Origin of the sequence: Streptomyces genisteinicus (genome assembly GCF_014489615.1) — a bacterium.
Lineage (GTDB): Bacteria > Actinomycetota > Actinomycetes > Streptomycetales > Streptomycetaceae > Streptomyces > Streptomyces genisteinicus.
Genome location: NZ_CP060825.1, coordinates 7,023,684 through 7,045,206 on the forward strand (window position 1 = coordinate 7,023,684; position 21,523 = coordinate 7,045,206).

At 74.3% G+C, this 21,523-nt stretch carries 21 protein-coding genes; 10 read left to right on the plus strand and 11 right to left on the minus strand.

Going from position 1 to position 21,523, the window contains the following annotated elements; all coding sequences use genetic code 11:
• Positions 1-27: 27 nt before the first annotated feature.
• Both IAG43_RS30065 and IAG43_RS30070 read right to left on the minus strand, forming a co-directional pair.
• Positions 28-243: a hypothetical protein gene (locus IAG43_RS30065; RefSeq protein WP_187743807.1), complete on the minus strand. Its 216-nt coding sequence runs from the start codon at positions 241-243 to the stop codon at positions 28-30.
• A gap of 127 nt (positions 244-370) precedes the next feature.
• Complete coding sequence (locus tag IAG43_RS30070; protein WP_187743808.1) at positions 371-1,354, minus strand: TerC family protein; 984 nt, start codon at positions 1,352-1,354, stop codon at positions 371-373.
• Between the two features lie 459 nt (positions 1,355-1,813).
• Between IAG43_RS30070 and IAG43_RS30075 the strand changes: the two genes are divergently transcribed.
• Entirely contained in the window at positions 1,814-2,704 is an 891-nt protein-coding gene (locus tag IAG43_RS30075; protein ID WP_187743809.1) for a DMT family transporter, read from the plus strand.
• An 89-nt stretch (positions 2,705-2,793) separates the two neighbouring features.
• Positions 2,794-3,081: a DUF1905 domain-containing protein gene (locus IAG43_RS30080; protein ID WP_187743810.1), complete on the plus strand. Its 288-nt coding sequence runs from the start codon at positions 2,794-2,796 to the stop codon at positions 3,079-3,081.
• A 118-nt stretch (positions 3,082-3,199) separates the two neighbouring features.
• Here IAG43_RS30080 and IAG43_RS30085 read toward each other — a convergent pair whose 3' ends face one another.
• Entirely contained in the window at positions 3,200-3,688 is a 489-nt protein-coding gene (locus IAG43_RS30085; protein ID WP_187743811.1) for a hypothetical protein, read from the minus strand.
• A gap of 125 nt (positions 3,689-3,813) precedes the next feature.
• Complete coding sequence (locus IAG43_RS30090) at positions 3,814-4,068, minus strand: EF-hand domain-containing protein (protein ID WP_187743812.1); 255 nt, start codon at positions 4,066-4,068, stop codon at positions 3,814-3,816.
• A gap of 279 nt (positions 4,069-4,347) precedes the next feature.
• On the opposite strand from IAG43_RS30090, the gene tap reads away from it, so the two are divergent.
• Positions 4,348-6,624 (plus strand): telomere-associated protein Tap, encoded by a 2,277-nt coding sequence (gene tap, locus IAG43_RS30095; RefSeq protein ID WP_187743813.1) that lies wholly within the window; start codon positions 4,348-4,350, stop codon positions 6,622-6,624.
• Between the two features lie 3 nt (positions 6,625-6,627).
• On the plus strand, positions 6,628-7,182 hold the full coding sequence (gene tpg, locus IAG43_RS30100) for a telomere-protecting terminal protein Tpg (protein ID WP_187743814.1): 555 nt from the start codon (positions 6,628-6,630) through the stop codon (positions 7,180-7,182).
• A 76-nt stretch (positions 7,183-7,258) separates the two neighbouring features.
• Here tpg and IAG43_RS30105 read toward each other — a convergent pair whose 3' ends face one another.
• A complete protein-coding gene (locus tag IAG43_RS30105) occupies positions 7,259-7,741 on the minus strand; it encodes a GNAT family N-acetyltransferase (protein WP_425508628.1) in 483 nt (160 codons plus the stop codon).
• Positions 7,742-7,864: 123 nt separating this feature from the next.
• On the opposite strand from IAG43_RS30105, the gene IAG43_RS30110 reads away from it, so the two are divergent.
• From IAG43_RS30110 to IAG43_RS30120, 3 genes are all read left to right on the plus strand, one after another.
• Positions 7,865-10,618, plus strand: a complete 2,754-nt coding sequence (locus IAG43_RS30110; RefSeq protein ID WP_187743816.1) for a type 1 periplasmic-binding domain-containing protein — start codon at positions 7,865-7,867, stop codon at positions 10,616-10,618.
• Positions 10,619-10,703: 85 nt separating this feature from the next.
• The gene (locus tag IAG43_RS30115; RefSeq protein ID WP_187743817.1) at positions 10,704-11,219 is read left to right on the plus strand and encodes a MarR family winged helix-turn-helix transcriptional regulator; all 516 of its coding nucleotides are present in this window, start codon (positions 10,704-10,706) and stop codon (positions 11,217-11,219) included.
• 236 nt (positions 11,220-11,455) lie between these two features.
• On the plus strand, positions 11,456-13,909 hold the full coding sequence (locus tag IAG43_RS30120; protein ID WP_187743818.1) for a polysaccharide lyase 8 family protein: 2,454 nt from the start codon (positions 11,456-11,458) through the stop codon (positions 13,907-13,909).
• Positions 13,910-13,975: 66 nt separating this feature from the next.
• Here the strand turns inward: IAG43_RS30120 and IAG43_RS30125 are convergent, their stop codons facing one another.
• Genes IAG43_RS30125 through IAG43_RS30135 form a run of 3 tightly spaced genes read right to left on the minus strand, consistent with a single transcriptional unit; the run spans position 13,976 to position 15,390 of the window.
• Positions 13,976-14,347 carry a peptidase inhibitor family I36 protein gene (locus tag IAG43_RS30125; protein ID WP_187744714.1) on the minus strand — a complete coding sequence of 124 codons (372 nt, stop codon included), beginning with the start codon at positions 14,345-14,347 and terminating at the stop codon, positions 13,976-13,978.
• 38 nt (positions 14,348-14,385) lie between these two features.
• Positions 14,386-15,027, minus strand: coding sequence for a hypothetical protein (locus IAG43_RS30130; RefSeq protein WP_246574621.1), 642 nt, complete (start codon positions 15,025-15,027; stop codon positions 14,386-14,388).
• Positions 15,028-15,033: 6 nt separating this feature from the next.
• Positions 15,034-15,390, minus strand: a complete 357-nt coding sequence (locus tag IAG43_RS30135) for a hypothetical protein (RefSeq protein WP_187743819.1) — start codon at positions 15,388-15,390, stop codon at positions 15,034-15,036.
• Positions 15,391-15,788: 398 nt separating this feature from the next.
• On the opposite strand from IAG43_RS30135, the gene IAG43_RS30140 reads away from it, so the two are divergent.
• On the plus strand, positions 15,789-16,766 hold the full coding sequence (locus IAG43_RS30140) for an arabinan endo-1,5-alpha-L-arabinosidase (RefSeq protein ID WP_187743820.1): 978 nt from the start codon (positions 15,789-15,791) through the stop codon (positions 16,764-16,766).
• Positions 16,748-18,181, plus strand: coding sequence for a family 43 glycosylhydrolase (locus tag IAG43_RS30145; protein WP_187743821.1), 1,434 nt, complete (start codon positions 16,748-16,750; stop codon positions 18,179-18,181). Before IAG43_RS30140 ends, IAG43_RS30145 begins: the two co-directional genes overlap by 19 nt.
• A gap of 96 nt (positions 18,182-18,277) precedes the next feature.
• Here IAG43_RS30145 and IAG43_RS30150 read toward each other — a convergent pair whose 3' ends face one another.
• A complete protein-coding gene (locus tag IAG43_RS30150) occupies positions 18,278-18,898 on the minus strand; it encodes an L-threonylcarbamoyladenylate synthase (protein WP_187743822.1) in 621 nt (206 codons plus the stop codon).
• A 300-nt stretch (positions 18,899-19,198) separates the two neighbouring features.
• Between IAG43_RS30150 and IAG43_RS30155 the strand changes: the two genes are divergently transcribed.
• A complete protein-coding gene (locus IAG43_RS30155; RefSeq protein ID WP_187744716.1) occupies positions 19,199-19,519 on the plus strand; it encodes an L-rhamnose mutarotase in 321 nt (106 codons plus the stop codon).
• A 184-nt stretch (positions 19,520-19,703) separates the two neighbouring features.
• On the opposite strand, the gene IAG43_RS30160 is transcribed toward IAG43_RS30155, so the two are convergent.
• Together IAG43_RS30160 and IAG43_RS30165 are read right to left on the minus strand one after the other, a co-directional pair.
• Positions 19,704-20,726 carry a LacI family DNA-binding transcriptional regulator gene (locus IAG43_RS30160; RefSeq protein ID WP_187743823.1) on the minus strand — a complete coding sequence of 341 codons (1,023 nt, stop codon included), beginning with the start codon at positions 20,724-20,726 and terminating at the stop codon, positions 19,704-19,706.
• Positions 20,727-20,846: 120 nt separating this feature from the next.
• Complete coding sequence (locus IAG43_RS30165; RefSeq protein WP_187743824.1) at positions 20,847-21,353, minus strand: SHOCT domain-containing protein; 507 nt, start codon at positions 21,351-21,353, stop codon at positions 20,847-20,849.
• Between the last annotated feature and the right edge of the window lie 170 nt (positions 21,354-21,523).

The window sequence follows — 21,523 nt, forward strand, 5'->3', positions numbered from 1 at the left end:
GCTCCGCCGCCGGCGGCGGGGGATCGGTCAGGGGACGTCCTCCTTCGCCGGCGTCTCGGACGTCCGCGTGGCCGGCGCGGCGGCCGGCCCGCGGGAGCAGGCGCTGTTGTCACAGGGCCCGTCGCTGTACACCGGCACGTAGACACCCATCGTCTTGTGCCGTTCCACTGTGGCGGGGAGTTGGCGCCCGCAGGTCGGGCAGAGATGCCCGGACTGCGAGGCCGCCGCGTGCTTCTCGGACATGTCGCCACTTTACGCCCGCTTTGCGTGTTTTTGAACTCGGGTTGGCGGCGGATCGCCCGTCGCTCGCCGGTCCCCGACCGTCGCTCGCCCGTCCCCGGTCCCCCGTCCCCGGTCCACCGTCCCCGGCTCAGCGGCTTCCTCCGGGCGCTCCGCCCGCCTCCTCGTCCTCCCGCTCGCCGGGTGGGGGCCGCAGCACGCTGAGCGCGACGGAGACGCCCAGCACCACGACGATCACGGCGAGGCTGACGAGCGAGGGGATCTCCGGAACGGCGGTGCTGAACAGCTTGTGGCTCGCCTGGAGGATCAGCTTGACGCCGATGAACGCCAGGATCAGGGCCAGGCCCTTGCTCAGGTAGTGGAACCGGTCCAGCAGTCCCGCCAGCATGAAGTAGAGGGCCCGCAGGCCGAGGATGGCGAAGGCGTTGCTCGTGTAGACGATGAACGCGTCGCTGCTGACCGCGAGCACGGCGGGCACGCTGTCGACCGCGAAGACCAGGTCGGCCGCCTCGATCGCGGCGACCACCGCGAGCAGCGGGGTGGCGACCCGCTTCCCGGCCTCCTTCACGAAGAACTTCGTGCCCGCGTACTCGTCCTGCACCGGAATGAAGCGGCGCAGCAGCCGCACGGCGAGGCTCCTGCCCGGATCGAAGCTCTCCTCGTCGCCGGTGAGGATCTTCCACGTGCTGTAGAAGAGGATCGCGGCGAAGACGAACAGCACGGCGGTGAACCTGCTGACCACGGCCACACCGGCGGCCAGGAAGATCCCGCGGAAGACCAGTGCCCCGAGGACCCCGAGGAAGAGCACCCGGTGCTGGTAGGCGCGCGGGACCTTGAAGTACGCGAAGATCAGCGCGAAGACGAAGAGGTTGTCGACGGACAGGCTCTTCTCCAGCAGCCACGCCGTGGAGTACTCGACCCCCGCGTCGGTGCCGACCACGGCGAACACGATCCCGCCGAAGACCAGCGCCAGCCCCACCCACACCCCGCTCCAGGCGGCGGCCTCGCGGAAGCCGATGACATGGGCCTCCCGGTGCGCGAGGAGGTCCACCGCCAGCGAGACGAGGACGGTGACGGCGAAGACGACCCAGAGCCAGAACGGCACGTCGTGCACGGGGCGCACCTCACAGAATGGCCGGTGGTGGCGGGGCTCCCCCTCACCTACGAGTCTGGACGAACCGGCCCGGGACCGCCCGGCGGGGCGGGGCGGTCTGTCGACCGCGTCGGGCCCCGGACGGCACTGCCTGCCGCCCGCGCCGTGCGTGCCGGGCGCCGTGCGCGCCGCCTGGTGCGGCCCGTCTGCCCGCGCGGGGTGCGGCTCTCCCGCTCCCGTACGTGCCCGGCGCCGGGGTGCCGCTCGTGCCGGGGCCGGGCGGACCACCCGCCCGCACAGCCAGGGCGGGGCGCGGCGCTCCCGCCCGCACCGCCTGCTCCGGGCGCGCGGCGCCCCGGTTCCCGCCCGTGCCCGCTGTCGGAGCAATCCGCCGCGCCCGCCGCGCGGCGGCCCATCGTGTACCCGGCGGCCGTCGCCCCACGGCGGCGGCCACGTCCTCGACCCGGGAAGGCCCTCACCGTGCACCTGCTGCTGCCGGTCCTGTTCGCACTGCTCGCGGCGCTCAGCAACGCCCTTGCCACCGTGCTCCAGCGCAAGGCGGCGCTGAGCGTGCCGCGGTCGGACGGGCTGCGGGCCGGGCTGCTGCTCGACCTCCTCCGCAGGCCCGTGTGGCTCGCCGGGATCGTCGCGGTCGTCGCGGCGGGCGTCTGCCAGGCCGTCGCACTGGCGACCGGGCCGCTGACGATCGTGCAGCCCCTCTTCGTCCTCGAACTGCCACTGGCCCTCATGATCGCCTCGCTGTTCTTCCGCACCGGGCTGCCCGCCCGCACATGGGCCGCCGTCGCGGCCGTCGTCGTCGGCCTCGGCACGGCCCTGGCCGCCGCGGACCCGTCCGGCAACCGGACCCAGGTGCCGCTCGACCGCTGGATCGTCGCCCTCTCGGTGTGCGCGGGCGCCATGGCCCTGCTGGTCGCCGCCGCCCTGCGGCGGTCCGAGGGACGGGCGCGGGCAGCCTGCCTCGCCTCGGCGACCGCCATCGGCTACGCGGTCACCGCCGCGCTGATGAAGTCCTCGGTGCACATCCTCGACGACGACGGCCTCGCCGCCTTCCTCACCGCGTGGCAGACCTACGGCTTCGCCGCCTTCGGCGCGAGCGCGCTCTTCCTGCTGGAACACGCCATGCAGGCCGGACCGCTTGTCGCCTCCCAGCCCGCGCTCACCCTCGGCGACGCCACCGTCAGCCTCGCCCTCGGCATCACCCTGTACGAGGAGCACGTCCGGACCGGCTGGTGGGTCGTTCCGCAGGCGTGCGGCGTCGCCCTGGTGGCGGTCGGGGTCTTCGCCCTCGCCCGGACCGAGATGGCCCGGACGCTGGCGGACACGGCCGCCCCGGAGCGTGCCAGGACCTGACGGAGGGGCCCGGCGGTCGCGGTGCGGCACGGGCGGGGCCCGGTACCCTGAGGGCCTTCTGCCTCCGGTGAGCACGGGTGAGGGGCCTCATGGACGTGGAGTTCGCCGGCCGTCTCGTCGAATGGCGCGGGCCGTCCCCGTACTACTTCGTGCCCCTTCCCGCCGAGCAGGCCGACGAGATCCGCGAGGTGGCGGCCGCGGCCACGTACGGCTGGGGTGTCGTCCCCGTCGAGGCCCGCATCGGCGGGAGGGCCTTCACCACGTCCCTCTTCCCGAGGGACGGCGGGTACCTGCTGCCGGTGAAGAGCGCGGTCCGCCGGCCCCAGGGTCTGGCGGCCGGGGACGAGGTGTCGGTGGCGCTGACCGTCCGCCTGTAGTGCCGTGCGCCGGTAGTGCGGCCCTCCGGAGCGCCGTACAGCACTCCGGAGGGCCGTACAGCACTCCGGAGCGCCGCCGGCCCCCTCGCCGTGCGGGCGGCGCCCGGTGGCGCCCGCCTCAGATCCCCATCGACGCCATCTCGATCGCGGACCGGTAGTTCGCGGCGGCCGTGACCACACAGGCCCGGTAGGTGCGGTTCTCCTTCACGACCAGGAAGTAGTCGCGCACCTGCTTCCAGTACTGGCGCAGATACCCGGGGCCCGGGAAGAACGCCGGCGGGCGGGGCACCAGGGCGAACGCCTCCGAGCACCGCAGGATCTCACCGGTCACGGTGGAGAGCACCGCCTCCACCTCGGCGTTCATGTTCCAGCCCGCGGCCAGGGCCGGGGTCCAGATCGCGCCCGCGACCTCCCGGAGCCGTTCCTGCTCCTCGGGCGACGGGTCGCTCAGCGGCACCGCTGCCCGCGCGGCGCTCCCGGCGGCCGGGGCCGCCGCCCGCTCCGCGGTCCGGGCCTGCACGGCTCCTGCGCCGACCGTTCCCACCAGCACGCCGGACGCCACCGCCACGGCGACGGCGGACAGCACACGGGATCCACCTCGGATCATCGTCCCTCCCCAGTCGATGACCGCCCCTCGGCGGGGCGGCCACCGCATCGTGGAACGACCCGCACACCCCGTCAACGACGCCCGGACGGCCACGGCCGGAAACCGCCGCGGGGCGGGCGGCCGGGTCAGCTCCAGCCGAAGCGGCGGTCGACGACCGAGGCGAACTCCTCCGGCGTCAGCACGGCGTCGCCGTTCTGGTCGGCGGCGTCGAAGAGGGCGGACGAGGCGTCGGCGTCCGTCACACCCCAGAACGGCAGGTCGCCCGCCGCGGCCAGCGAGGGACCCCTGGTGCGCAGCGCCGTGATCACCTCGGCCCGGGTCAGGGTGCCGTTGCCGTCCAGGTCGAGCGCGTCGAACAGCTTGCGCGCCTTCTCGCTCACACGGGTCTCCTGACGGTCCGGGGCGGCTTCCTCACGGAGGGGATGACGCGGGACGCCCCGCCGGGGTTGCCTCGGTGCGCCGCGCGTTCACGGCCCCCGCCCTGCGCACGCCTCCGGGCCGCGAGCCGCGGCGCGCGGCCCGCGGGGAGGCGGACGTCGCGAGCCTCCACCGGGCCCTGCGCGCACCGGGCACAGGCACCGGCGGCACGGGCGCGTGATGTGCGCCTGACGTGCGCGATCCGTACGGTTCACCAGGTAGGGTCGGCCGCGGAGGTGCCGATGTCCGAGCTGTTCGACGCGGTGGACGCCCTGGTCGCGTCCGCCTCCCCGCTGCCGCCGCCCGGGGAGCGCAAACGCCTGCGCCTCGCGCACGGCCTGACGCTCGATCAGATCGCCGGCGCGCTCCAGGTGCGCCGCGCGACCGTAAGCGGCTGGGAGAACGGCAGGACCGAGCCGCGGCCGCCCGAGCGCGAGGCGTACGCGCGGCTCCTGCGCCAGCTCGCGGAGCTCTACCCGGCCCCCGAGAACCCCGAGCCCGCCCCCGAGGCCCCCGACGACCCCGGACCCGCCCCGGCCCGTCCCGCTGCCGCCGCCGTGCGCGCTGCCGCGACCGCCCCCGGCGCCCCGGCGGAGCCGCCCGCGCCCGCGACGGCGGCCCCGCACGCGTCCCCCGCCCCTCCCGTTGCTCCGTCACGTCCGGCTACCGCTCCCGCGTCCCCCGCCGCTCCCGCGTCCCCCGCCGTTCCGGCGTCGCGCCCCGCCGGGGCCACCGCCCCGGGGGGACGGGGGCCGGTACCCGCGAGGACCGCACCCGCCGCGGGGGCGCCCGACCGGCGGTTCGAGAACGGACCCCTCGCGGTCGTGGACGCCGACCCCGACGGCGCCGTCCACGCGTACTGCGTCGGCGGCCTCGTCCTCGACGTGCCCGACGGGCCGCTGGCGGCGCTCGTCGCCTGGACCCTCGCCGAGTCCCGGCTCGGCGCCCCGCGGCTCAACGGCAACGGCAGGGACGCCGATCCGCTGCTGGTGCTCACCGAGGCCGCCTGCGAGCGCTACGGCCTGCCGGCCCGCCTCACCGACGAGCAGCGGCACGAGGGCCGCATCCCCGACGACCACCCGGCCGTCACGCAGCTGATCGCCGAGGACTGGAAGCTCACCCGGCGCGGCTTCGGACCCTGGGCGTACGTCTACCGTCCTGCCGAAGGCTCCCGGCGACAGAGCGTGCAGCTCTGCCTCCCCGGCTGGAACGCCCTGGACCCCCGCCACTGGGGCGACGCCGCGGGCCTCCATCCGGCCGGACTCGCCCGGCTGCTGGGCGTCTACGCGACGCGGGTCACGACTCCGCGCGGCTCCACCGCCGTGACCGGCCTGGAACTCATGACCGCCCTCCACCCGCCGACCCGCGCCGGGGCCCCCGACGCGTCGGGACGGCGCCGCAGCGAGCGCAACCCCGGATCCCTCGGCACCGAACCGGTGGACTGCGCCCCCTGCGAGGCGCCCGACGGGCATCCGCTCCTCGCCGACCTGCCCCGCTTCCACCAGCGGGGCCCGGACGAGATGCTGATGGAGGAGGCCTACGACTGGGCGCGCCCGCTCACCGACGACGAGTGCATGCGCTCCCACGTCGTCGGCATCGACGTCAACATGGCCTTCGCGGCCGGGGCGAACGGGACGGTCGTGGGACTCGGGGCGCCGACCCGCGTCACCCGTCCCGTCTTCGACCCCAAGACGCCCGGCTCCTGGCTGGTCGACCTCTCCCACGTCGACCTCGCGCAGGTCCGGCTCGGCTCCCGGTGGCACGAACTGGAAGGCGGCCTGCTGCCGAGTCCGTTCACCCCGAGGGGCGACCGCCCCGACGGCCCCGCCTGGTACGCGACCCCGACCGTCGCCTACGCGGTGGAGCTGGGCTACGAGGTCGCCCCGGTCGAGGCCTGGGTCCGCCCGGAGAACGGCCGCTACCTGGACGCCTGGTACCAGCGCCTGCGCGACGCGTACCTCGCCACCATGGCCGACCTGGGGGTCACGGCGGACCTGGGCCCCGCCGAGTTCCTCGCGGCGATGGAGGGGCACCGGGAACGCGACCCGCACGCCGCCCTCGTCCTCTCGGCGATCAAGGCCACGGTCAAGGGCGGCATCGGCAAGCTGCGCGAGCGCCCCCGGGGCGCCGGCTGGCGGCCCGGCAAGCCGTGGCCCGCTCTCGCGCGGCCCACCTGGCGCCCCGACATCCGCGCCGCCGTCATCTCCCGCACCCGGGTCAACATGCACCGCAAGATGCTCAAGCACGCGGCCCACACCGGCCGTTACCCGGTGGCGGTCCTCTCCGACTGCGCCGTGTACGCGGCCGACGGGCCCTCCCCGCTCGACGTACTGCCCTACCGGGACGGCACCCCGCTCCCCGGCGGCTTCCGCCTCGGCGTCTCGCCGGGCATGGTCAAGCACGAGGGGACCCGGACCACCCTGTGGGCCGAGGGGCTCCGCGAGGAGCACGGCGCGGACATCAACCCGGCACGGCACATCAAGGACGGCCGGGTCACCGGCGAGGACGGGGGGGAGTAGCCGGTGGGCAAGGTCGCCGACGGCCTGGAGGAAGCGGTACGGGCCGCCTTCACCCGGCCCGTCCCGAAGACGGCAGGCGCGCAGATGCGCTACCTGGTCAAGCAGTTGAAGGGCACCCGGGGTGCCGCGGCCGCGCTCGGCGTCTCCCAGCGCACCGTCGAGCGCTATGTGACCGGCGAGTTCAGGCACCCGCGCAGGGAGCTCGCCGAACGGCTGCGCGCCGAGGTCACCCGGCGCTGGCAGCCCCAGGTCCGGGCCAGGGCCCGACGGCGCGCCGCCACCACCGACGGCATCCTCGTCGACACGCGGGCCCGTTTCGGGTACACCGCCGCTCCCGGGAGCAGCGACGACGCCCGCCTGCGCCACCTCACCGTAGCCCTCCCGCCCCAGTTCGCCGCCCGCCTCCTCGACACCGCCCAGCAGGGCGGCACCGAACGCGAGCTGCGCGACATCGCGGCCGAGGCCCTTCAGGAGATCTACTTCAAGGACGGCGGCCGCCGCGCCCACGGACTGGCCGTCGAGTTCACGGACGTCGAGCACATCGAGTTCGAGATCTGAGCCGCCCCTGCACGGGCCGCGGCACCGCGTCCGCGCCCCGGACGACTCCGCCCCGGATCACCCCGCCCCGGTGCCGTCACGCGCCCCGGCCGGCCGTGACCGCCGCGGTGGCGGACGGGGGCCGCACCATGAACACGTCGACCGCGTCCGCGGATTCGACCGCGAAGCCGTGCCGCTCGTACAGCCGCGCGGCCGGGCTGCCCGCCAGCACGTTCAGCCGGGCGGTGGCCCGCTCGGCGTCGCAGCGCGCCAGCAGCCCGCGCAGCACGGCCGAACCGACGCCGCGGCCCTGGAGCGCGGGGACCAGGTAGAAGTGCTCCAGCCAGTAGGCGTCCCCCTCGGGCCGCAGCGCGACACAGCCGGCGACCTCGCCGGACACCAGGACCGTCCAGGTGTGGGCCGGCTCGAACCCGTCCCGCAGGCGCTGCCGTACGCGATGCGGGTCGTACCGTCCCAGCCGTTCGAGGTCCGGCCTCATCACCCGTGCCCTGATCTCGGCCACGGCCTCCACGTCGGCGGCCGTCGACGGCCGGAGTGCGAAGTCCACCATGATCGTCATGGTAGGCGCCGTGGGCTGTCATGTGTCTGCCACAGTCCTGTGACCGAGGTTGCGCGGTCCTCGTACGGGGCACGACCCTGGACACCCGTGTGATCACGCGGTCACGCGGAGGGGGAGGACCAGATGTCCGCGGGGGACCAGAGCCGGGTGCCGGCCTATCCGGGCGTCGAGAAGTTCGTCGACGCCTTCGACACGCTCGTGGTGCAGCCGCGCCGCACCCGCAGCCGCGTCCCGGTGGTGCTGCTCAGCGAGCCGGGCGAGGGACAGGCGGGCCGGCGCATCGTGGCCGGTCTGCGGTCCCGGCTGCGCGGCCGGGAGGGACGGCTGGCGCCCCACGCGTATCTCGACGGCGCCTCGGCGGACCCCGCCGCACCACCGCTCGACCTCTACGAGCAGATCGCCTACCAGCTGGACGCCACCATGCCGCGCGGCACCGGACGGCTCCGGCTGCCGTCCTACCGGCTGCTGCGCGCGGTCGTCACCGCGCCCGCCGCCGAGGGCCTGATGGAGCGCCGCCCCGGCGAGCTGCGCGACCACTGCTACGCCGCGCACCGCGAGGTCTCCGGCCTCGCCCGCAGCCTGTGGTGGCTCGGCGGCCGCGACCAGGCCAACGGCGGCACCCTCCTCGAACTGCTGTGGAACTTCGTGGCCGGGCCCCTGTTCCAGCGGCTGCCGCGCGCCCTGTACGGCAGGCGCGCAGGCCGCCGGATGCTGGGCAGGAGCCGCGCGGGCGGACGGCGCTGGTACGCGGAGTGGGTGCGTCAGCAGCAGGGCACACCGCCGTCCGACTTCTTCCGGTCCGCAGTCGACCTGGTCGGCGGCGGACCGGACGGCGACCCGGAGCAGCTCGACCGCATCCTCGTGCACGCCCTCCTCGCCGATCTGGAGGGAGCCGCCCGCAAGAGGCTGTTCGGGCCGTGGCGGCGCCGCCGGGTCAGCCGGTTCGTGATCCTGGTCGAGGAGTCGGGTCCGGCCGAGTCGCGTCTCCAGCGCTTCCTGCGCGAGCTGCGCGCCGCCATGGAGGACCTGCGGTGCACCTCGGTGGTGGCGGTCGCGGCCGGTGTGCGCACGCTCGCCAGCAGGATTCCCGACATCGAGGTGCCCTCGCTCGCCGCGGCGGGTGCCGACCTGGCCAACATCGCCCAGCGCGGCACCCCGCCGGGGCGTCCCTCCGGCATGGTGGTCCCGGTCGCCGAGGAGGCGGCCGACGACCAGGCCGCGACGTACTGGCTGGGACGCTGGCCCACGCTGGCCCCGCCCGCGACGCGCTTCGGGCCCGGCACCGAGGTGGGCGTCGTCGCGGTCGGCGGCCTGCTCGCGCTGGCCGCGGTGGCCGGGCTGGTGGCCGGCGTCCCGTTCGACCGCACCGGTCCGGACCCGTGCCTCGGCTCGACCTTCCTCGGCACGGACGGCCAGTGCGTCGGAGTGGCGGAGGGCGCGGCCTCGTTCGCCACGGGCGACAGCGAGCGTGCCGTGCGGGACGTGCTCCAGCGCATCGAGCGGCAGAACAAGGAGGTCGAGAGCGAACTCGCGGGCCGGGACCGCGACGACCCGCGCCCGGGCGCCCGCACCGTCGTCTACTTCGGCCCGCTCAGCGGCGGCAGGGACGCCGAGGACCCCGTGCGCGGCGGCACCCTCGCGGAGCTGCGCGGACTCGCCCTCGCCCAGGCCTACGCGAACGCGCAGGCGCTGCGCTCGGGCGAACGGGTGCCGCTGCGCGTCCTCGCCGCGAACGCGGGCGACCGCTTCAAGGACGCTCCGGCCGTCGCCCACCGCATCGTCGAACTGGCGGAGCGGGACCGCTCGATCGTCGGCGTCGTGGGCTTCGGCCAGAGCCGGCGGCGCACGTACGAGGCCATCCGGATCTTCGACGCCGCCGGACTCCCGATGGTCGGCACCTCGGGCACGGCGGACGAACTGCTGCGCCAGGGCGGCCACTACTACCAGACCGCGCCGACCGACACCCGCGCCGGACAGGTGATGGCGGCCTTCGCCGCGCACGCCCCCATGGCGGGCGGGCAGACGGCCGTGCGGGTGCAGCTGGTCGCCGACCCGTCGGACGCGTACAGCGCGAGCCTCGCGTCGGCCTTCCGGGCCGCGTACGGGGCGTCCCGCACCGAGTCGCTGCTGTACACACCGACGGACGCGCCCGAGCCGTCGCCGGTGCCGGGCGCACCGTCCGGGACGGCCGTCGCCGCGGTGGAGGACCTCGCCCGCGAGGTGTGCCGGGCGGTGGCCGAGGAGCCGCGCACCGCCGTGGTCTGGGCCGGCCGGGGCAGCCATTTCCAGCTGTTCCTGGAGGAGTTGAGCCGTGACGCCCGGGGCTGCCCGGCGCTCGGCGTGCTCGGCGGCGACGACGTCACCAACGCGCTCACCGAGGAGCGGCGGCCCTGGGAGGTCTTCGGCGGCCTGGACCTCCACTACGTGTCGCACGGCCGCGCCCCCGCGCTGGCCGACGCCGGCGGCGAGGCGGCGGCCTTCCTCTCCGCCTACGACCGGACCTACGCCGAGGACCACGGCTCCCGTACGGGGGCGATGCGCGAGGACGCCCACGTGGCGCTCGCCTGGGACGCGATGCGCTATCTCGCGGAGGGCGTCGACCAGGCGTGGCGCTCCACCGGCGGGCACGAGGAGCGGCTCGACCGGACGCTGCTCCAGGCGGTGCTGTACCAGGGGCTGGGCGGGGGCGGTTTCGACGGCGCCACCGGCCGCATCGAGGCGCACGGCGCCGCGGGCGGCGGCCGGGTGAGCGAGCGGAAGCTGATCGCGGTGGAGAGCGGCGGACCCCAGGGGGCGCGGACGGTGCTCCTGTGCGGGACGGTCGCCCGCGGCGACGTGCGCCGGACCTGGGGGGAGGCGGAGCACCCCTGCCCCTGAGCCGGCATGGCTGATGAGCCGGCGGGGCGGAAAAATGCCTTGATCGCGAAGAATGTCCGATGTAGAGAAATATTAGACTGGAACGATGCGCACAGCTGACGGCTCTCCCTCCCCCCTTCCCTCTCCGGACCCGACCGGGCTCCAGGAGTTCGCCGTGCTGCTGCGCCGCATGAACGGCGAGTTCAACCGGATCGCCCAGGAGTTCGCCCACGCGCAGGGGCTGCACCTGACCGACGTCCAGGCGCTGATCGCCATCCTGGACGCGGACAGCGACGGCGACGCCGAGGCGGGCGGCGAGGCCGGGCTGCCCATGACGCCCGGCAGGCTGCGCAAGCGCCTCAATCTCACCTCGGGCGCCATGACCGCCTGTCTGGACCGGCTGGAGAAGACGGGGCACATCCGGCGCGTCCGGTCCGCCGACGACCGCCGGGTGGTCCACCTGCACTACGCCGAGGCGGCCAAGGAACTGGCCCGGGACTACTTCATGCCGCTGGCCCGCGGCACCGACGCCGCCCGCGGGCGCTTCACACCCGCCGAACTCCGCGTCGTCGTCCGCTTCCTGGGCGAGATGAACCGCGAACTCGCGCTGCTGCGCCGCTGACCGCTCCCTTCCCGCGCACGCCCGCGACCCGCCGACGACCCGCCGGAGGCCCGCCGCCCGATCCGGTGGCGGGCCTCCGGCGTGTGTCCGTGCGGGCGATCCGCCCACCCCGTCACACCTGCGGAGTGATCGAACAATCCGAAGTGATCGAATATTGATCGTGTCGTATCCATTGATTGAAAACTTGTCCGTTGCTAGAAATCGGTCACTCGCTCTCCCCGCCACCGGAGGACCCGATGACCCCTTCCTGGACCCGCCGCGGCGTGCTGCACGCCGCGGGCGGCGCCGCACTCGCCCTGGGCACCGCGGGCCCGGCCGCCGCCGCCCCGCAGACCCCGGCCGCCACGGCCCCCCGGGCGGCCGCCGACGACTTCGCCGCCCTGCGGGCCGTCTGGCGCGACCTCGTCCTCGGAACGGGATTCAGTCCCACCGCCGAACCCTTCGCCACCCGGCTGCGCGAACTGGGCACGGAGGCCGCGGCACACCTCGCGGCGATGGCCCCCGCCGCCGGATCGCTCTGGCCCGACCTTCCGCTCGCCGACCCGGAGCCGGACAAGGACACCGAGTCCTACGGCTACTCCGCCCGGCTGGTGGACAGTTACACCCGCCTGCGGACGATGGCCGAGGCGCACGTGCGGGCCGGAACCGGCCTCACCGGCGACGCCGCACTGGCCACCGGCATCCTCACCGGCCTCGACCACCTCCACGACCTGGCGTACAACGCCGCCCAGCCGCCCTACGGCAACTGGTGGAGCTGGCAGATCGGCGCACCGCAGCGCCTCCTCGACCTCTGCGTGCTCATGTACGACCGGATTCGGGCCGACCGGCTCGCCGCCTACTGCGCGGCGGTCGACCACTTCGTCCCCGACTCCGCCGTCGCCTCCTACACCGGCACCAGCACCGGCGCGAACCGCGTCGACCTGTGCCGCGTGCTCGCCCTGCGCGGCGTCGTCGGACAGGACCCGGCGAAGACCGCCCTCGCCAGGGACGCCCTCTCACCCGTCTTCCCCTACGTGACCACGGGCGACGGCCTCTACACCGACGGATCGTTCGTCCAGCACACCTACGTGCCCTACACGGGCAGCTACGGAGCCGTGATGCTCGGCGGCATCGGGCTGCTCCTCGCCCTGCTCGCCGGCTCCCCCTGGGCGGTGACCGATCCCGCCCGGCAGATCGTGCTGGACGCGGTGGAGCACGCCTGGGCCCCGTTCATCCACAACGGCCTGGTCATGGACGGTGTCAGCGGGCGCGGCATCAGCCGCGGCGTCATGCTCTCCGACCCCCGCGGCATCCAGCAGGACGACCACACCCGCGGCCACGGCATCCTCGCCTCCGTGGTGCTGCTCGCGGAGGGCGCGAGCGGCGCGGAACGCACCCGCTGGCGGGGCCTGGTCAAGGGGTGGATGCGCCGCGCCTACTACAGCCCCGTGCTGGAGGACCGGACGCTCTCCCTCGCGTCGCTCGCCTGGCTCGCCGGGGTCGAGAACGACGCCGCCGTCCCCGCCGCCGCCCACCCGTCAGGGCACCGCCTCTTCGCCTCGATGGACCGTGCGGTCCACCGGCGGCCGACGTGGACCGCCTCCGTCAGCATGGCGTCACGGCGCATCACCCACTACGAGACCGGCAACACCGAGAACCTGCGCGGCTGGCACACCGGCAGCGGAATGCTCTACTGGTGGGGCGACGACTACGCCAACGGCCAGTACTCGGACGCCTTCTGGGCCACCGTCGACCCCTACCGGCTGCCCGGCACCACCACCTCCGCCAAGCGGCTGGCCGACGCGGCGGGCGGCGACTGGGGCGCGTCCCGCCCCGCCGCCGACTGGGTGGGCGGCGCCACCGACGGCACCGTGGCCGGCGTCGGGCAGCACCTGAAAGGGCTCGGCAGCACCCTCGAGGCCAGGAAGTCCTGGTTCTTCGTCGGCGACACCGTCGTGTGCCTCGGCGCGGGGATCACCTGCACCGACGGAACCGCCGTCGAGTCGGTGATCGACAACCGCAACCTCGGGGCGGCCGGAGTCCACCCGCTGACCGTCGACGGCGTCACCGCGCCCGCCGCACTGCCCTGGTCCGCCCCGCTCACGGGTGCCCGCTGGGCGCACCTCGGCGGCTTCGGCGGCTACGTCCTGGGCGGCACCACCGGCGTCCGGGCCCTGCGCGAGCAGCGCACCGGTCGCTGGAGCGACATCAACAAGACCTGCGCGACGACACCCCTCACCCGGCGCTGGCTCACCCTCTTCGCCGACCACGGCACCGATCCGGTGAACGCCTCCTATGCCTACCAGATGCTCCCCGGGGCGGACGCCGCCAGGACCGCTGCGCGCTCCGCGGACGCCTCCTGGATGCAGATGCTCGCCAACACCGGGCAGGCGCAGGGCGTACGGGTGCCGTCGGCCGGGTTCACCGCGGCCAACTTCTTCGCCGCCGGCACGGCCGGCGCGCTCACCGCGAGCGCACCGTGCGCGGTGCTGGTCCGCGAGCGCGGCGACGGCACCGCGGTGGTGTGCGTCGCGGACCCGGCACGGCAGGCGGCCTCGCTCACGGTCACCTGGAACCGGCCGGTCGCCGCCGTGGTCTCGCGTCCGGCCACGGTGACCTCGGCCGTGACGGGCGGCTCGCTGCGCCTGGCCTTCGGCAGCCTGACCGGGGCGGCGGGCGCCACCCAGAAGACCGTCGTGCGGCTGGGCTGAGGCACCCCGGCGCCTGCCCGCGCCACGCGCGGGCAGGCGCCGCGGGCGGGCGCCGGGGCGGGGCCGTCAGCAGCTCATCGTCCAGGTGTGGGAGTCCCCGCTGTCGTTGCCCCAGCCGTCGTGCGCGATCTCCTGGCCCGGGGCCAGGCACACGGTGCCGAGACCGATCAGGCCCGGGTTCTCGTAGACCTGGACGTGGTCCTTGATCCCCGGGCCGGAGATGCCGTGGTTGGCCCAGGAGGAGTCCAGGTCCTGGATGCCCGGCTCCCAGTCGTGGTCGTCCCCCGACCAGTTGGCGCGCTGTCCGCCGTAGTTGGCGTCGGTCCAGGCACAGAAGTGGCCGCTCGGGCACTGGGCCGCCCGGGCGGACCCCGTGGTGGCGAGCGCCGCTCCGGCGGCGAGCAGGGCTGCGGTCAGCAGGGCGGTGCGGTGCTTGATCACGAAGGGGCTCCCGATGCGGTGCGTGCGGATGGGGTTCACCGGCCGGAGGGCCGGTCGAGCAGGGCCTTCGCCTGTCGCAGCGCGCGGGCGCGCATCCGTTCCCAGCCGGCGACCTCGGCGCGGTGGGTGCGGCGGACGGAGGCCAGGTCGGTGCCGCGGTACGCGGCCTCGGACCTGAGGTTGTTGACGACGGCCGACGCGCGGAACCACGCCCGCTCGTCGCCGTAGAGCCTGCGGTGGGCGGCGGCCAGGCAGCCGTCGGTGTGGGCGCGGATCTCGTGGCCGGTGGCCAGGGTGAGGGAGAGCTCGGCGGGCCCCGCGCCGAAGAGGGCGTCGCTCACCCGCAGCGCCTCCCGCCCGTCCGGGGGAGTGGCGCCGGGGCGGGGCGGCGTGAGCCCCTGGCGGGTCAGGCACGCGTCGGTGAGGCGCAGTTGGGCGGCCTTGACGACGTCGCCGGGACGCGCGGGGGCGGCCGGCGCGGCGCAGGACGCCGCGCCGGCCAGCAGCAGAAGGAGGACCAGGACGGCACGCGGCGGGCGGGACCGCCGCGGTGCGGGCCGGGAGGCCGCCGGACCCTGCGCGGCGCGGAGGTCCGAGACGCGGGGGTTCACGGCGCCGGGCGTCGTGGCGGCGGGGTGCGCGGTGCCGGGGGAGCGCGGGTTCGCGGTGCGGGACATCTCGCCTCAGCCCTGTGCGCAGCCCATCGTGGTGTCGCTCACCCCGTCGAGGAGGGTCGCCCACGCGGTCCAGTCGTCGTCGTAGTCGTCCGTGCGCAATTCCCGGTGGAGGCAGCCGCGGTCGCCGAAGTGGATCGCGTAGACGCTGCCCCCGGAGCGGTTGTCGAAGGAGCGGGCGTGCCGCTGCACGGGCGGCGCGGCCTCCGCGTATCCGCCGGGGGTGTAGCACCACGAACCGCCGCCCTGACCCGGCTCGGACCAGAAGCACGCCTTCCCGGGCGCGGAGGCGGCGGCCGGGCCGGGGGCGGCGGACAGGGCGACGACGAGGGCGGCGACGCCCGTCAGGGCGAGGGGGAGGCGCATGGGTACATCCCGGTGTGAGGGCGGGGAACGCGGTGCACGGCGGTCATCCCCGGCCCTCGGGTTGATTACTCTTCGTGTCACTCCTGACGGTGAGTAATCAGATTGTTGATCTTGAGCTGTGGGCGCCTCGCGGTGCGGCACGCGGGCGGCGGCGCGGGTCCGTGCCCGCGGGGGTCACCGCTCCGGACCCGGCGCGACAGGGAGTCCGGAGCGGCTGATCAGGCCCCCCGTTGCAGCAAGCGCTTTCTACCCTAGCAGGGCGCGGCGCCGAATCCCGCGGCCGCGCCCGGTGCCCCGCTCGGCCGAATGTCGCGCGGACGGTTGACGCGCGAGGGGCGCAACCCTACGGTCCGTTCAGATCCATGACCGACTTTCGATATATCGAACAGGGGGGTTCCATGAGTCGTCGCCGAAGCCGCCGGACCGCGCTGGTCGCCTTACCTGCCGCGACCCTGCTCGCCCTGATCCCGGGCACGGCGTCCGCATACCCGAACCCTGGTCACGTGACCGGTTCCGTGATCACCCACGACCCGACGATGATCCGCACCTCGTCCGGGCAGTACCTGCTCTACGCCACCGGGGGCGGCGTCTCCGGCAAGACGTCGTCGGACCGGACCGCCTTCGCCGCCTCCGCGGACGCCTTCTCCTCCCGGCCGGGCTGGTGGTCGCGCTACTCCCCGATCCCGGAGTCCTGGGCTCCGGACATCTCGTACCACGGCGGCAGATACCTGATGTACTACTCCGTCTCGTCGTTCGGGTCCAACACGTCGGCCATCGGGCTGGCGGTCTCCGCGACCGGCCTGCCGGGCAGCTGGACCGACCACGGCGTCGTGTACTCCTCCACCTCGTCCAGCGACTTCAACGCCATCGACCCGAACCTCTTCGTCGACGACGACGGCAGGTGGTGGCTCTCGTTCGGCAGCTGGTGGACCGGGATCAAGATGATCCGGATCGACCCGTCCACCGGGAAGCAGCTGTCGTCCGACACCTCCCGCCGCTCCCTCGCCTCCCGCCCGTCCGGCACCAAGGCCGTCGAGGCCCCCTTCGTGGTCAAGCGGAACGGCTACTACTACCTCTTCGCCTCGTACGACACCTGCTGCGCCGGCACCGGCTCCACGTACAAGGTCAAGGTCGGCCGTGCCACCGCCGTCACCGGGCCGTACCGGGACAGGAACGGCGTCGCGATGACGAACAACGGCGGGACGACGGTCCTGGAGTCGCACGGAAGGGTCGTCGGACCGGGCGGGCAGTCGATCCTGAAGGACGTCGACGGCGACCTGATCGTCTACCACTACTACGACGGAAACGACAACGGCACCCCGAAGCTCGGCATCAACCTCCTGGACTGGAGCAGCGGATGGCCCGTCGCCTACTGACCCTGCTGGCCGCGCTCCTGCTCTCGCTCGCGCTCGGGCAGTCTCCCGCGAGCGCCGCCTCGTTCGCCAACCCCGTCAAATCCGTCAAGGGCGCCGACCCCTGGATCACCTACCACGACGGCGCCTACCACCTGGTGTCGACCAGCTGGAGCGATGTCATCACCATCAGGAGGTCCCCGACACTCGCAGGGCTGACCACCGCGCCCGGCGTCCAGGTGTGGAAGGGCGACGACCCCTCCCGGTGCTGCAACATCTGGGCGCCGGAACTCCACTTCCTGAACGGGCGCTGGTACCTCTACTACGTCGCCGGGCAGAACGCGGCCGACTACAACCCGACCCAGCGCAGCCACGTCCTGGAGAGCGCCGGTACGGACCCGATGGGGCCGTACACCTACCGCGGCAGGCTCAACCCGTCCTGGATGCTCGACCCGACGGTGGCGACCATCGGCGGCCGGCTGTACCTCTTCGGCAGCACCCACGACGGCACGCAGAACATCGTCGCCGCGCGGATGTCGAACCCGTACACCGTCAGCTCGTCCTTCTCGACCGTCGCCAGGCCCACCCACGACTGGGAACGCTCCGGCGCCCCCGTCAACGAGGGCCCGGAGATCCTCCAGCGCGACGGCAGGACCTTCCTCGTCTACTCGGCCAGCGGCTGCTGGACCCCCGACTACAAGCTGGGGCAGCTCGAACTGACCGGCGGCGACCCCGCGTCGGCGGCCTCGTGGACGAAGAAGTCCACCCCGGTGTTCCAGCGCAGCGACGCGAACGGCGTGTACGGTCCGGGACACAACGGATTCTTCACCTCGCCGGACGGCACCGAGAGCTGGATCGTCTACCACGCCAACGACGCGGCGTCCGACGGCTGCGACAACGGCCGGACCGCGCGGGCGCAGAAGTTCACCTGGAACTCCGACGGCACGCCCCGCCTGGGCACGCCGGTACGGCTCGGGGCGGCGGCCGCGGGACCCTCGGGTGAACCGTCCGCGGTGGCGGCGACCTACACCCTCACCAGCCGGCACAGCGGCAAGTGCCTCGAGGTCGCCGGGGGTTCAGGGGCGGACGGGGCGAACGTGGTCCAGCAGAGCTGCGACGGCGGCTCCCACCAGCGCTGGCGCCTTCAGGACCTCGGCGACGACACCCACCGTCTGCTCAACGCCGCCACCGGCAAGGCACTCGACACCGCCGACTGCTCGGCCGCCGACGGCGCCGACCTGCGCCAGTGGTCCTGGCTCGACAACACCTGCCAGCGGTTCCGGTTCCTGGCCACCGACGGGGGCCACGTCCGGATCGTGAACCAGGCGACGGGCAAGGTGGCCGACGTGGCGGACTGCTCCACCGCCGACGGAGCCGACGTGCGCCAGTGGTCCTGGCTGGGCAACGCCTGCCAGCAGTGGAGGCTGAACCCGGTGTGACGCGCCGGCGCCGGCGGGGGAGATGCCGCGAGCGGTGCCGCCCGTCAGGCGGGCGCACCGCTCGCGGCGGGCCCGGTGCGCGTCCGGGCCGCCGCCTCACTCGAAGCGCGCCGTGTCGCCCGCCCCGCGGCGCACGATCTCGGCCTCGCCGTCCGAGAAGTCGATGACCGTGGTCGGCCGGGTGCCGCAGTCGCCCGAGTCGACCACGGCGTCCACGACGTGGTCGAGACGCTCCTTGATCTCCCAGCCCTGCGTCAGCGGTTCCTCCTCGTCGGGGAGGAGGAGGGTGCTGGAGAGCAGCGGTTCGCCGAGCTCGGCGAGGAGCGCCTGGGTGACGACGTGGTCCGGGATGCGCACGCCCACCGTCTTCTTCTTCGGGTGGAGCAGCTGGCGCGGCACCTCCTTCGTGGCGGGCAGGATGAAGGTGTAGCTGCCGGGTGTGGCGGCCTTCACGGCGCGGAACACGTCGTTGTCGACGTGGACGAACTGGCCGAGCTGCGCGAAGTCCCGGCACACGAGGGTGAAGTGGTGTTTGTCGTCGAGCTGCCGGATCGTCCTGATCCGGTCGAGGGCGGCCCGGTTGCCGAGCTGGCAGCCGAGCGCGAAGCAGGAGTCGGTCGGATACGCGACGAGAGCGCCGGAGCGGATGTCGTCGACCACGTTGCCGATGATGCGCCGTTGCGGGTTGTCGGGGTGCACGTCGAAGTACTTCGCCATCCGGCGAGTCTAGGCCGTGCGGGCCGCCTCCGGCCCCGGCCGTACGGGTGGGGGAAGCGGGCCCGGGGGTGAATGAATCGATTCATGCAGATATGGACGGGAGGTGCGGAGCCGGTTCGTCCGCTTCACCTGTGGCGGGATCGACCTGGAGACGACTCCGTCGCCATGGGGCCGTTGACGCCGGAGTGCCGTCCGGTTACCGTCCGGGACGGAGATGTTGAAACCTTTCATCGACGGGCTGTGCTGTCCGGTACCTGCCGGACGCCGTCCGCCGCTGACGACCGTGGGGCGGTGCCCGAAGTGCAGCGTGTCTGCTTCCTGCTGAAGGTCCGCGAGGACCGCGTCGCCGAGTACCGCGAGCGCCACGCGGACGTGTGGCCCGGGATGCTGGCGGCCCTCTCGGAATCCGGCTGGCACAACTACTCGCTCTTCCTGCGCGAGGACGGCCTGCTCGTCGGCTACCTGGAGACCGAGGACTTCGAGGCCGCCCGCGCGGCCATGGCCGCCACGTCGGTGAACGAGCGCTGGCAGGCCGAGATGGGCGGCTTCTTCGAGGCGCTGGACGGCGCGGCCCCCGACGAGGCCATGACGCCCCTCACCGAGGTCTTCCACCTGGCCTGACGCCCCCCGGGCACACGGACCGCACCCGCGGACGCCGCGCACCCCGGACGAGGGCCGGGCCCGCGGACGTGACGCGGCCGCAGACGCCCTGCGCGGCCGCCGCCGGGAACAGGCCGGCTGCCCCGGCCCGGGACACCCGGGACCCGGACCCGGACCCGGTCCTCAGGCGTCCCGGACCCGGTCCTCAGGCCGGGCGGCGCAGGGACGAGCCGCGGACGACGAGTTCGGGCTGGAGCACGATCGCCCGGTGCCGGTGGTCCGCCGCTTCCTCGCCGGTCTCCTCGATCAGCAGCTCGGCGGCGGTGCGGCCCATGCGCGCGGACGGCTGGCGCACCGAGGTCAGCGGCACCACCGCGGCGGCCGCGAACTCGATGTCGTCGTAGCCGACGATCGCCATGTCGTCGGGCACCCGCACGCCCGCCGCGTACAGGGACTGCAGCACACCGAGCGCCAGCAGGTCGTTGGCGCAGAACACCGCGGTGGGGTGGTCGCGCAGGCCGAGCAGGCGCGCGCCCGCGTCGATGCCGGACGCCACGTCCAGCCGTGCCGCCTCGACGTGCCGCAGCGCGTCGGCGGGCAGCCCCGCCTCCGCGAGGGCGGCGAGCGCGCCGGCGTGCCGGTCGCGGCACTGGGGCAGACCCATGGGCCCGCTGATGTAGGTGACCGACCGGTGCCCCGCCGCCAGCAGGTGCCGCACCGCGAGGGTGCCGCCGACGACGTCGTCCACGGAGACCGAGCAGCCCTCGGACTCCGGAACCATCCGGTCGACGTGGACGAAGGGGATGCCGTGGCGGGCGAAGTCGCGCACATGGCGCCCGCTGTGGTCGGCGGGGGTCACCAGCACGCCCCGCACCCGCTGCTCGGCGAAGAGGGAGAGGTAGTACGCCTCCTCGTCCGCCCTTCCCGCGCTGTTGCCGAGCATCACACCGAGGCCGGCGTCGCGGGCGGCGCGCTCGGCGCCCTTGGCGACGGAGACGAAGAAGGGGTTGCCCATGTCGAGGACGAGCATCGCCAGCATGCGGCTGCTGCCGGCCCTGAGCTGGCGGGCCGACTCGCTGCGGACGAATCCGGTCTGCTCGATGATCGTCTGCACCCGGATCCGGGTGCTCTCCGCCACCTTCTCCGGCCGGTTGAGCACGTTGGACACGGTGCCGACGGAGACATCGGCGAGCCGGGCGACTTCCTTGATGCTCACCGTCTGCGCCACGCGTCCTGCCCATTCTCGTCGGTCCGGCCGGGCGGACCATCATATGCCCGGACACGCCGGTGACCGCGGCCGGCGGGACACCGCATCCCGCCCGCCGCGGTCACCGCCGGCACCGCCGTCTCAGGCTCCCGGGGGCGGACCGCCCGGCGCGGAACCGGACGGCGCACCGCCCGCCGCGGCCCGCGATCCGGCCTCCGCTCCGCCCGGCGCCGCGCCCTGCCGGGCGGCGCCCGCCCCGGCGAGCACCTGTGCCTTGGCGCGGTCGAACTCGTCCTGGGTGATGTCGCCCTTCTCCTTCAGCGCGGCCAGCCGGTGCAGTTCGTCGACCGTGCCGCCGCCCTCGCCGCCCGCGGCCTTGCGCACGTACGCGCGGAACGCGGCGTCCTGCTCCTTGAGCTGCTTGACGTCCCGCTCGCCCATGCTCCGGCCGCGGGCGATCAGGTACACGAACACGCCGAGGTAGGGCAGGACGAGCACGAAGACCAGCCAGCCGGCCTTGCCCCAGCCGCCCAGCGAGTGGTCCCGGAAGATGTCGGTGCACACCTTGAACAGGAGGAAGAACCACATCACCCAGAGGAAGAACCACAGCATCGAGAGAAAGACGTTGAGCAGCGGGTAGTCGTCCATGGCGGCTCCGATCAGGTGAAGGTTCCTACCCTTGATACCTCCGCCGGGAGGAGCCCGCATTCCGGCGGGGCAGCGCGCGTTCCGGGGCCCGGGGACGGCAGGACGCCCCCGGACACCGATTCCCGGGCACCGCCCCCGGCCCCGGAGCCGCCTCGGGCCCGACCCCGGGC